This window comes from Thiomicrorhabdus chilensis DSM 12352 (assembly GCF_000483485.1).
In the GTDB taxonomy this organism is placed as follows: domain Bacteria; phylum Pseudomonadota; class Gammaproteobacteria; order Thiomicrospirales; family Thiomicrospiraceae; genus Thiomicrorhabdus; species Thiomicrorhabdus chilensis.
Map to the genome: position 1 here is coordinate 2021627 of NZ_KI519609.1, position 11403 is coordinate 2033029.

The window sequence follows — 11403 nt, forward strand, 5'->3', positions numbered from 1 at the left end:
ATTATTTTGAATAGCCGGATGCGGCTAAGAGTTGATCCAATTCATACAGTGGCAACCCCATCACGCCGGAATAACTGCCCTCGATTTTCTCAATAAACCGGGCTCCCAATCCTTGAATGGCATAACTGCCTGCCTTCCCTTGAGGTTCTTCACTTCGCCAATAGGCTAAAATTTCTTCGTGACTTAAATCGCGAAAGGTGACCAACGTCTGATTTAACTCTGAGAACACTTGGCCATCGTAAACCACCGCCACAGCAGACAAAACGGTATGAGTCTTACCGGAAAGCATGGTCAGCATCCGACAGGCGTCGGCTTCGTTTTTTGGCTTGCCAAATACCTTGTCGCCCAGCACCACCGCGGTATCTCCCCCTATCACCCAAATTTGCTTTCCGGCTACCTTGTTAAAGCCGGCCAGCGCTTTCTCAATCGCGATGCGCCGAACATAAGAAGGGGGACTCTCGTGCGGCAAGGCGACCTCTTCCACAGGCGCATTGATTACCTCAAACTTCAATTCCAGCTGCCTCAGCAGTTCCTGTCTGCGTGGCGAGCCGGAGGCCAAGTAAAGCAATGTCGATTCATTTGTCAGCGTTTGCATAAATTTCTGCTATTATTTAGTTTTGACTATCCGTTCATTCTAACCTGTAAATAGTACGAATGGGCGTTTTACCCCACGTTTTTAACCAGCGAATCATTATGGATATTATTCTGCCAAACCACACCTCCGAATTACTTGAATCGACCTTTGATGCGGTCTATCTCTACGACCACCCTCTGTATTCGCTCATGGCCGAAAAAACCCAAATACCGTGGATGCTCATCGTTCCAAAAGCTTCTTTACAGGCCAGTGAAAACTTGGACTATATTCAACAGTTGTATGGCGAAATCTATCGTCTGATTGATTTTATCCAGAAGAATGATATTGGAGAGCATTTCAATCTCGCCAAAATTGGCAATAAAAACCCCCATCAACACATTCATTTGATTTTCAGAGAAGAGAACGACGAAGTTTGGCCGGATGCTGTCTGGTGTCATGAACCCTTAAAAGCAAGCGACAGCCGACCACAAGAACTGAAAAAAGTCTTAGCGCCCTTTTTCAACCAATGAACACGGCCTGATTTTATAGAAAACTCAGAATGAACAGGCCTGGTGACGAATCCATAGTTAAGACACTTAAACATTGAAGCAATCCAGAACTCAATCCATTGCCTGGTCAAACACTTGGGCGATATGCAAAGCCGAATACTGACCAAAATCGGCCAACTGGTGACGGCAGCTGGTGCCGGTGGCGACAATCCAATCCACTTCCTGAGCATGCTCGAGCGTCGGCAACAAAGTTTGCTCGGCAATGGTCTTGGAAACCTCATAATGCTTATAGCCAAACTCGCCGGACATACCGCAACAGCCTGACAGGATCACTTCAACCGCCACCCCCGGAATCATTTCCAAGGCTTTGCGACTATCATCCGGTTGCGCCAACGCCTTTTGGTGACAATGCACATGCAACCAGACCTTGCGTTTTACTTGTTTGAATTTCGGCAGAGTCCCCACTCCCGAGAGGCGCAGTATTAACTCCTCATAAGACAATACTTGATTAAACAAGGCTTGATAGCAGGCCTGTTCATTCTCAGAGGGTTCCAATTTAAGCAGATCACGCGCTTCATCGCGCCAAACCAACAGCTCAGAAGGCTCAATGCCCACAATATAATCACCAGACTGCCAGCTCTTGATTAACTTTACCGTCTGCGACAATGCCTGTTTGGCTTCCGCTAAAAGCCCTTGACTGATCAAAGCCCGTGGAGAGGCGCTCAAAAAAACAGGCTCTACCTGCAAGCCCATCTTGCTCAAACTGCGCAACACCGCCTGCCCCACTTGGGGCTCCTGAAACTGGCTGAACAGGTCGACCAACACCCACACTTTTGAAGCAGCCGGTATCGGTTCAACCTTTTGACTCAACCACCAGGCCTTTAGGTTTTGCGAATGCGCTTGCGGCAGTGTTCTGCGAACATCCACCCCTAGCGCTTTTTTGACCAGGCTTAAAGACTGCACCGCATTAAAGAGTCTTGGCCACTTCTGACCCAGATTGAGCAGGCCTGCATAATGCTTCATCGCCCAATCACTCAAGTCAAAAAACTTTCGTGTCTGATGAAGCACCTCGGCCTTCAAACGCGCCATATCGACATTGGCCGGACACTCTGTTTTACAGGCTTTGCACCCCAGACACAGTGCCAGCGCATCTTGCAACTCTGCATCATTCAACGCTTTTCGAGGGTCGGGTTCGGTCAAAGCATAACGCAACAAATTGCTGCGCCCACGAGTCGAATAATTTTCTTCCCGTGTCGCCTGATAGGACGGACACATGACGCCACGGCCCGCCGACTTTCGACAGGCCCCCGCGCCGTTGCATTTCTCAACCGCATCCATCAGCGATAAATCTTTAGTCCAGTCAAAGGCGGTTGACAAACGCTGTTGTGGCTGGCGATCGGCACGTAAATTGTCAGTAATCGGCGTGTCACTGATGATCACTCCGGGATTGAGTAAATTATGCGGGTCAAAGGCATATTTAATTTCTTTCAGCCAAGCGTAAACCTGCTCACCCACCTGCTCTTTGAGAAACGGGGCGCGAATGCGACCGTCTCCATGTTCGCCGGACAAAGCGCCTCGGTACTTCTTCACCAGTTTGGAATTGCGCTCGGCAATGAGTTGAAATAAGTTTTTACCCTCTGCCGTCGCCAAATCCAGCTCCGGACGAATATGAATCAAACCGACCGAAGCATGGCCATAATAAACACACCCAACTTGCAACTCGGCCATCAACGACTGTACATCCTGAAAATACTCAAACAGGTCGCGTACCGGAACAGCGGCGTCTTCAATCACCGCCACCGCTTTCTTGCGAGTGACTCTTCCCATCAACATGCCCAGTCCAGCCTTGCGTACCTCCCAGACTCTGGTAGCATCCTCTGGTTCAATAATCGGAACCGCATAAGCGCCATGCTCCAGCAACCAGGCCTGCTGATTTTGTAAACGACTGTTCAAGTCGGATGCGGAATCGTCAAACAGCTCGATCACCAGCACCGCTTGTGGATCGCCCTCAATCCAAAAACGGTTCTGCTGTTGCAGGCGATTGGCTTTTGCACCATCCAACGTCGCTTTGTCGATCAGTTCAATCGCGGCGGGTTCAAATTCAAGCAAATGCGGCACGATTTTCATCGCCGCCTCGATGGAATCAAAATGCGCGCACAACAGTTGACGATATTTGGGCAATTCAACCAAATTCAGGCAGGCCTGCTTAATGACCGCCAAGGTGCCTTCACTGCCGCAGATTAAAGGCGTTAGATTGAAGGGTTTTCCCTTAGGATTGAAAGGTTGGTGAAAACGATACAGCTCATCCAACGCATAGCCGGTATTGCGCCGTTTTATCGATGAATGAGGGTAATGTTCCAGGATGGTTTGTCCGTGGCGCTCCAGCAGATTGAACACGGTGCGATAAACATTGCCTTCGAAATCCTGTTGATTGAGCTTTTGTTGCAACTGATTGTCGCTAAGCGGGCCGAAGGTAGTTTCGGAACCATCCGCCAGAATCACATCGACGGACTTTACGTGCTCGCGTGTGGTGCCGTAATAAACAGAATAAGAGCCGCAGGAATTATTGCCGATCATGCCGCCAATCATGGCGCGATTAGAGGTCGAGGTATCCGGCGCAAACCGCAAACCGTCAGCCTTAAGACAATCATTCAAATCATCCTGAATTACCCCCGGTTCGACATCCACCTCCCTTTCTTTTGGGCGATAGGCAATGATTTTCGTTAGATGCTTGGAGACTTCAATTAGAGTCCCTGACCCGATCGCCTGACCACCCAAAGAGGTGCCACCGGCTCTAGGAGTAATAGCTTCATGGTTAATCAATAAGTCATGAACTGCTCTCGACAAAGCTCTTTGTGTAGAAGGAGCAATCACTTGAGTCGGGTACAATTCATAAACCGAAGCGTCATTAAAAGGGTTTGACTTCACCATTTAGCCACTCTTATTTACATCGTAGGTGCCACTAAGCACTATTGATTTTGAATACGATACCAATCCACAAATTTTTGGATACCCTCCTCAATCTCAGTGGAAGGTTTAAAACCAACGTCCTCCATCAGATCACTGACATCAGCATAAGTTCTGGGAACGTCCCCCGGTTGCATTGGCAAATTATTGCGAACCGCCTTTTTATCTGTGGCGGACTCGATCGCATTTATAAAACGCTCCAGTGTAATGGGCTGATTATTTCCGATGTTATAAATTTTATACGGTGCTTGGGCACTGGTAATCTCCGTCTGTTGCGATTGTGGAACATAATCCATCACACGAACCACGCCTTCGACAATATCATCGATGTAAGTGAAATCTCGTTCCATTTGACCGTGATTGAATACATCGATTGTTTCACCGTTAAGTATTTTCTTGGTAAACGAAAAATACGCCATGTCCGGACGCCCCCAAGGGCCATAAACGGTAAAGAACCGCAGCCCTGTAGTGGGAATGTTGTACAAATGACTATAGGTATGAGCCATCAACTCATTGGATTTTTTGGTCGCTGCATATAAAGAAATTGGAAAATCCACTCGATCATCCGTCGAGAATGGAATTTTAGTGTTCATTCCATAAACAGAACTGGAAGAAGCGTAAACCAGATGGGCAGTTTTTTGCTGGCGACACCCCTCCAGCACATTCACAAACCCTACAACATTGGAGTCTACATAAGCGTTCGGGTTCTCGATGGAATAACGCACGCCGGCCTGAGCGGCCAAGTGAATCACCCGATCAAATTCATACTGCTTGAAAAACTCAGCCATGGCCTCCCGGTCGGCAATATTAACCTTGAGAAAACGATACTCTTCGTCGTAACCGTTCTCCACGCAAAACCGTTCTAAAAACTCTAAACGCGCTTGCTTTAAATTCACATCGTAATAATCATTGAGATTATCAATTCCAATCACTTGATGGCCTTGCTTTAACAAAGCCTGCACTGTAAAAAAACCGATAAAGCCCGCTGAGCCAGTAACAAGTATTTTCATCTAATCATTTCCAAATAAATCTCGCGTATACACTTTTTGTTCAACATCTTTTATTTCATCGGTCATACGGTTAGCGATAATAACGTCTGCTGAAGTCTTAAAAGCTTGCAAATCTTTAAGGACTTTGGAACTGAAAAACTCGTCTTCTTGCAGAACTGGCTCATAAACGACCACCTCTATTCCCTTTGCCTTAATACGTTTCATCACTCCCTGAATGGCGGAAGCTCTGAAATTATCCGAACCCTGTTTCATCACCAAACGATAAATCCCCACTACCTTTGGATTACGTTTAATCACCGAATCGGCAATAAAATCCTTTCGAGTGGTATTGGCATCGACAATCGCGCGAATCAAGTTATTTGGCACTTCCTGATAGTTCGCCAACAACTGTTTGGTATCTTTTGGTAGGCAGTAACCACCATAACCAAAAGAGGGGTTGTTGTAATGGTCGCCAATACGCGGATCAAGCCCAACCCCCTCTATAACCTGTCTGGTGCTCAAACCATGGGTCTCGCAATAGGTGTCCAACTCATTAAAATAGGCAACGCGCATCGCCAAATAGGTATTGGAGAATAATTTCACTGCCTCGGCTTCGGTTGCATCGGTGAACAATACTGGTATGGTTTCCACATCTTTAAACGCACCTTCTAGCAAAAGGTTGGCAAACACCTCGGCTCGGGGTGATTTTTCACCCACAATGATGCGCGATGGGTAAAGATTGTCATATAGCGCCTTACCCTCCCTTAAAAATTCTGGTGAGAAGATCAGATTGTCACATTGAAGTTCTTGTTTGATACGATCCGTGTAACCAACCGGAATCGTGGATTTAATCACCATCACCGCATTCGGGTTGATTGCCATCACATCTTTAATCACAACTTCAACTGAGTGGGTATTGAACGTATTGGTTTGGGTGTCATAATCTGTTGGCGTGGCTATCACCACATAATCCGCATCCAGATAGGCTTCTTCTTTATCCAAAGTCGCTTTAAAGTTCAGTTTCTTATTCGAGAGAAAGTCCTCAATTTCAGTGTCTGAAATCGGTGATCGCTTATTGTTAAGCATCTCAATCTTTTCCGCAACGATGTCCAATGCGACCACTTCATGCTTTTGCGATAGCAACATCGCTATCGAAAGACCCACATACCCCGTTCCGGCAACCGCAATTTTCATGTTTAATCCTTTTTATGATCAGCCAGTGCACGCTTTATTATAGCGCCCGCTTGTGAATCCTTTATGGCAATTCGATAATGCTCTAGCGCAGCTAATTGCTCTGCCGTAGCCACAAATCGCTGAAACTCTTCATAAAGTCTACCTTCCTCATACAGACGTACCCAACGACGGTAATGATCCCCCATTCTTGCATTAGGCAACTTAAGCAACTGTTGGCGTTGTTGAATATTAGCTTCGAACTGTTCATAAGAACGGATAGGGTAATGATAGACTCGAATCCCAGTTTCCTTACGCGCCGACAAAAACTTTCCATAATGCTTAGCGCGGTGATTGCCGCCGCTTAATTTAATCAACCCCTTCGGATTTATGATAACTTTTGGGCTAATTGGAACTAGAAGCATGGATATCTGATCGTCTTGTTTCTGAACGTCACGATCATAACAAACCGGATAAAGTACACGGTGGCTAGCCTGTGAAAAATGATATGAGTCGCTAAGAGCCTCTTCAGTCAGCAGCATATTACTGCGTTCAACGGTGACCACCGAATCATTGGCCTTAAGATAAGATTTGAGGTCAGCTTTTTCAGGCAACCAAAACTCATCCGCGTCATTACTGACAACCCAGCGTGCGCCCAACTTATCTCGAGCATACACCGCCAACTGCTTCATCCACTTAGCCTGCTGATAGGTTTGCGACGGCTGATCGATAACATGAACTTCAAACTCCATGGACAAAGTTTGTAACAACTCTCTCGTACCATCAGTCGAACCATTATCCATTACCACAAACGCATCAACACCCAAACTCGCATGCACCCGAATATTCGCTTCAATGATATCGACTTCATTACGACACAGGATGGTCATAACCAAACGATCCGAAGGAGACTTCGGCTGTCTGGTTTGTATAAAAAAATCAATTGCGTGCTTCATTAAGCAGCTCCTCTACACTCGATATCACATTAATCCCTAGTGTGTCCATCAACGGGATAAATGACTGCTGAAATTCATTTTGGGGATCCAGCAACGCTTTCACATCCAAATCCGATCTCAACCATTTACTGGTCAACATAGTGGTACCGACATCCCCAATTATTTGGCATCCCGGTTTAAACATTGGCAAACAAAACTCAAATGCGAGTTGTGTCGGAATAACCACCTCAGCACCATTTTCCACTAACCTCAAAACATCATTTTGCTCCATCCGAGGATGATATTTAACTCCGATTTTATAACCCTGAAGCGACAAGTCCCGAATCAACTCAACCACCCGCTCCTGATAACCTGGGATTTTTTTTATGTTATTGGGGTGCGGAACCAAAATAATCACATTCAACTCTATGAGGCAATCAATTTCAAACTGCAAAACATCAGCCAAAATACGACTCAAAGAAACAATCCGCTCACATGTAAACCAATCACTAGGCAACTTATGCAGGACTTTATTCTGCAATTCCTTAACTGCCAAATCAGGCTGAAACAACCAGGCCTGTTCTATCCACGCCGAGGCACCAACAGTTTTAGGCTCTTGCCACCAAAAACCGTAGTTAATTTTTTTTAGCAAGGAATTTATTGGATCTTTAATCCATGAGTACGGCCTTCCCGCATACGAATAAAGCCCATCATCCAAATAGACGCCATGCGGCTGTCTTCCTTGCATTTTCAATTGATGCATCACATACTGGAACTCTATCCGTCGGTCACTGCCTGTGACTATTGTGTAAGGCAGAAAAATATCCAACCCCGCATCAATCATCAAAAAATTCGATTGCCGTTCCCGTAATTTCTCTTTACCCCGTGCCTTGCCAGGAAAAATCTTTACCGCCAGAAAAGGGCTCGATTGCCAATTCAGCAATGCCTGATAGTAAGGATTGGACTCTGTGCTTTTCTGATCAATCAACCATATTTCTGAGTGACAATCGGCTGCAAAACGAGTTGCCACTGCGCAAGAGAGCAAAACATTCAATGGTGTGGAAGGCAGATAAAGCACATTTCCTTGCATTACCTGCTCCTTTCTGACGATAAAGTGACTAAAGCCTCTGAGGTTTTTCCATCTAATAATAACTGCAACCTTCTTTCAGCGGCACGCCAATGGGTTTTATCCGGTGACTTCATGGCATTGCCGGGAATTGCATAATCATTCTTAAGGTAGTCTATAAAGCTATTCACTGCTGGCTCATTAACGGATAAATCGTGCAAACCTGACAACAATTCTTGTAACTGTAATTCATCCTTGACCGGATAGCTGATGCCTTCAATCGCAAACAGCGCGTCACCGAGCACCAGCACCTTTTTAGCCGCCATCAAGCCCTCGATTCCGACTGTGGAATTGACAGTCATAACGGCATCGGCATGCTCAACTAGGACTGGGGTCGAAATATCCTCAGCAAAAATCAATTGCTCACTCTGCTTCTGCTTCAAATCCGAGTAGTCTTCATCACAGGAAGGGTGCGGCTTGAAAACGAAATGATAGTCGCTACCCAACTTGTCTGCGAGGTTCTTACAAAGCGCAAACAGCTGGCGCATATTACGAATCCAGGGAGAGTGAAGGTAAATATTGCTATCCTCCACTACCTGAAAAGGGACAAAAATATACTTTTGAGGTAAGCCATTAGGACGTTCGGAAGTGCAGTATGGCACCAGAATCCGTTCATGCGTCACTCTGTTTTGATAAAAAATGGCATCTCGAGGTACGGAACTAAATGCGTTGACACCATGAGGATCAATGGCTGAAACTCCTGGTAGCGGCCCTGTCTCAAAAAAGATCGGAGATTTACCCAGCGCTTGAATTGCTTCCAACAAAACCGCCTGACGAAATTTCTTGCCGTTCCAGACTCCAACAAATTGAGCCTTTTCAATTTTTAGCCAGCGCACATAAAGAGCATACAACCAAACGGCTTGAATAAACGAAGACACTTGAAACAGCGGCCAAAACCAATTTGGGTAGTGTTTTCCTTTTCGACTGTTGCGCTTACGCACCACCAACAATTCAGCTTGCCGCCAGAGTTTGTGCAATGGATACTTAATCAACAATGCGGGGAGTTTCAAGGATTTATACCAGACTACTTTAGCGCCTAGATTCGTCTTTTCCGCCAATAAAGTGAAGTAACGACGCTGATCTTTGCTGGCAGCAAACAATACCAAAGTAGCATGATGAACTAAGTCAGACACGTGAAAGTTCATCCTGCAAACGATTCCAAACGGTTTCAGGATCAATATTCTGCAGAGACTCTTCCGACTCTGATTTGTCTCTGAACTGCTTGATATAATCCGGAGCACAAGGTGATTCGAGACGGATAACTTTGGTGCCATCGGCACCGACCAGTTTCGGATCGGTGACGCGGTACAACACCGTCATCGGCACCTCCAATGCGGCGGCCACATGGGATAACCCGGTATCGACCGACACCACGCCTTTGGCATTTTTCAACAATCTCGCCATAATATTGAGGCTTAACATCCGATCCGGCACCCAGGCCTGTTGAATTTCTGGGGAATCGGCCAAACGTAAAGCGCGCTCATGCTCTTCATCATTGCCCCACGGCAACACCACCTTGAAACCGGCGTGACTGACCTTATGCAGTAATTCAATCCAATACTCTTCCGGCCAATACTTGGTTTCCCAGGTGGTGCCGTGCAAAAACACCAGGTAACCGTCATCATTCCACTCTTTCGGCAATACCTCCGGTTTTGACCAGGCCTGCGTATTTAATCCGTAAACAATCGGCTGATCGTCATCAAAGGAGTAATTCAAAGCTTGGGCAAATAATTGACGTAAACGCAAGATGGCATGCTGTTTTTTGGCGACCGGATATTTATGTTGATAAAATAGACTCGCCAAGGGCTCGCGTGCACTTTTCAAATCAAAGCCGCTGATTGACCCCCTTATCCGTCGTCCGACCCAAACACTTTTATAGAGCCCCTGTGCGTCCAAAATCAGATCGTAACGAGTCTGATTAACCTCTTCAAAAAAAGCTTTGATTCCCTGACGGGTCTGCCCACTAAACAGACTTTTGCGCCATTTTCGTAATTCGATTGGGTAGACGGTATCCACCGCCGGATGCCATGTTGGAATCTCCGCAAACGACTTCTCCACAATCCAGTCGACTTTCAACTCCGGAATGGCCGCCAAAGCATCGGACAAAGCGGGAAAGGTATGAAAGACGTCGCCCATCGACGACATTTTAATCAGCAGAATGCGCATCTACTTAAAATCCAATACCTTAGGATTCTCAGTTAACCAATTCAGATATTTCTTAACGCCCTCGGCCACCGTATGAAACGGTTCATCATATCCCGCTTGGCGCAATAAACTGTTGTCTGCCTGAGTAAAGCTTTGATAAGCTCCTTTCAGGTGTTCGGGAAACGGAATGTATTCGATTTGACCCTTGCCGTGAAAATCGATCACCGCCTCGGCAATGTTCTTGAAGGGTTCAGCGGCCGCCGGACCGAGGTTGAAAATACCAGATTTATCAGGATGTTGCATAAACCATAAGTTCACCTTCACCACATCGTCGATATAGACAAAATCACGAGTCTGCATTCCGGCCTCATAACCATCGTAAGGGCCAAACAGCTTTAAGTTATCGCCGGCCAGCACCTGGTTATGCAATTTGAAAGCGACGCTTGCCATATCGCCCTTGTGCTGTTCGCGCGGTCCATACACATTGAAGTAACGAAAGCCCACCACCTGACTTTCCGCGTGCGGCAGAATTTGACGAACATACTGGTCGAACTGAAACTTTGAGAACCCATATACATTCAGAGGCTTTTCATACTGACGCTCTTCAATAAACGTCGGGCCATCGCCGTAAACCGAGGCTGAAGAGGCATACAGAAATGGGATTTTGCGATTCAGACAATAATTCAACACATCCTTGGAATACTCATAATTATTATCCATCATGAACTTGCCGTCCCATTCTGTGGTAGCGGAACAGGCTCCTTCATGAAATACGCATTCGATGTCCGGCAAACCTTCCTCGGCGAAAATACGCCCTTGAAAATCGTCTTTATCCAGATAATCGGCAAAATCGCAGTCCGCCAGATTAATGAACTTTTTACCATTTTTGAGGTTATCCACCACCAAAATATCGCTTCGTCCCAGAGCGTTCAATGCCTTAACGATATTCGATCCAATAAACCCCGCCCCACCTGTGACTACAATCATC

10 protein-coding genes are annotated in these 11403 nt (G+C 46.3%); 1 reads left to right on the forward strand and 9 read right to left on the reverse strand.

The genetic code is table 11. The features are described from left to right. Position 1: 1 nt before the first annotated feature. Positions 2–595: a Maf family protein gene (locus tag B076_RS0109605; RefSeq protein ID WP_038150529.1), complete on the reverse strand. Its 594-nt coding sequence runs from the start codon at positions 593–595 to the stop codon at positions 2–4. 98 nt (positions 596–693) lie between these two features. On the opposite strand from B076_RS0109605, the gene B076_RS0109610 reads away from it, so the two are divergent. Continuing rightward, positions 694–1104, forward strand: a complete 411-nt coding sequence (locus B076_RS0109610) for a hypothetical protein (RefSeq protein WP_028487118.1) — start codon at positions 694–696, stop codon at positions 1102–1104. A gap of 90 nt (positions 1105–1194) precedes the next feature. On the opposite strand, the gene B076_RS0109615 is transcribed toward B076_RS0109610, so the two are convergent. From B076_RS0109615 to rfaD, 8 genes are read right to left on the reverse strand one after another with little or no spacing between them, the layout of a single operon-like run. Continuing rightward, positions 1195–4014: an FAD-binding and (Fe-S)-binding domain-containing protein gene (locus tag B076_RS0109615; protein WP_028487119.1), complete on the reverse strand. Its 2820-nt coding sequence runs from the start codon at positions 4012–4014 to the stop codon at positions 1195–1197. A gap of 38 nt (positions 4015–4052) precedes the next feature. Next, positions 4053–5060 carry an NAD-dependent epimerase gene (locus B076_RS0109620; RefSeq protein WP_028487120.1) on the reverse strand — a complete coding sequence of 336 codons (1008 nt, stop codon included), beginning with the start codon at positions 5058–5060 and terminating at the stop codon, positions 4053–4055. Further along, entirely contained in the window at positions 5061–6233 is a 1173-nt protein-coding gene (locus B076_RS0109625; RefSeq protein WP_028487121.1) for a nucleotide sugar dehydrogenase, read from the reverse strand. A 2-nt stretch (positions 6234–6235) separates the two neighbouring features. After that, positions 6236–7165 carry a glycosyltransferase family 2 protein gene (locus B076_RS0109630; protein WP_028487122.1) on the reverse strand — a complete coding sequence of 310 codons (930 nt, stop codon included), beginning with the start codon at positions 7163–7165 and terminating at the stop codon, positions 6236–6238. Continuing rightward, on the reverse strand, positions 7149–8234 hold the full coding sequence (locus B076_RS0109635) for a hypothetical protein (protein ID WP_038150530.1): 1086 nt from the start codon (positions 8232–8234) through the stop codon (positions 7149–7151). Before B076_RS0109635 ends, B076_RS0109630 begins: the two co-directional genes overlap by 17 nt. Further along, entirely contained in the window at positions 8234–9403 is a 1170-nt protein-coding gene (locus B076_RS0109640) for a capsular polysaccharide export protein, LipB/KpsS family (protein WP_157753552.1), read from the reverse strand. The genes B076_RS0109635 and B076_RS0109640 overlap by 1 nt, the downstream gene beginning before the upstream one ends. Further along, positions 9396–10436: a lipopolysaccharide heptosyltransferase I gene (waaC, locus tag B076_RS0109645; protein ID WP_028487125.1), complete on the reverse strand. Its 1041-nt coding sequence runs from the start codon at positions 10434–10436 to the stop codon at positions 9396–9398. The genes B076_RS0109640 and waaC overlap by 8 nt, the downstream gene beginning before the upstream one ends. After that, positions 10437–11402 (reverse strand): ADP-glyceromanno-heptose 6-epimerase, encoded by a 966-nt coding sequence (gene rfaD / locus B076_RS0109650; protein ID WP_028487126.1) that lies wholly within the window; start codon positions 11400–11402, stop codon positions 10437–10439. Position 11403: the final 1 nt, after the last annotated feature.

Excerpts from the sequence above, each read along its gene's own strand:
- B076_RS0109605 (WP_038150529.1), bottom strand. The coding sequence starts at position 595 with ATGCAAACGCTGACAAATGAATCGACATTGCTTTACTTGGCCTCCGGC.
- B076_RS0109610 (WP_028487118.1), top strand. The coding sequence starts at position 694 with ATGGATATTATTCTGCCAAACCACACCTCCGAATTACTTGAATCGACC.
- B076_RS0109615 (WP_028487119.1), bottom strand. The coding sequence starts at position 4,014 with ATGGTGAAGTCAAACCCTTTTAATGACGCTTCGGTTTATGAATTGTAC.
- B076_RS0109620 (WP_028487120.1), bottom strand. The coding sequence starts at position 5,060 with ATGAAAATACTTGTTACTGGCTCAGCGGGCTTTATCGGTTTTTTTACA.
- B076_RS0109625 (WP_028487121.1), bottom strand. The coding sequence starts at position 6,233 with ATGAAAATTGCGGTTGCCGGAACGGGGTATGTGGGTCTTTCGATAGCG.
- B076_RS0109630 (WP_028487122.1), bottom strand. The coding sequence starts at position 7,165 with ATGAAGCACGCAATTGATTTTTTTATACAAACCAGACAGCCGAAGTCT.
- B076_RS0109635 (WP_038150530.1), bottom strand. The coding sequence starts at position 8,234 with ATGCAAGGAAATGTGCTTTATCTGCCTTCCACACCATTGAATGTTTTG.
- waaC (WP_028487125.1), bottom strand. The coding sequence starts at position 10,436 with ATGCGCATTCTGCTGATTAAAATGTCGTCGATGGGCGACGTCTTTCAT.
- rfaD (WP_028487126.1), bottom strand. The coding sequence starts at position 11,402 with ATGATTGTAGTCACAGGTGGGGCGGGGTTTATTGGATCGAATATCGTT.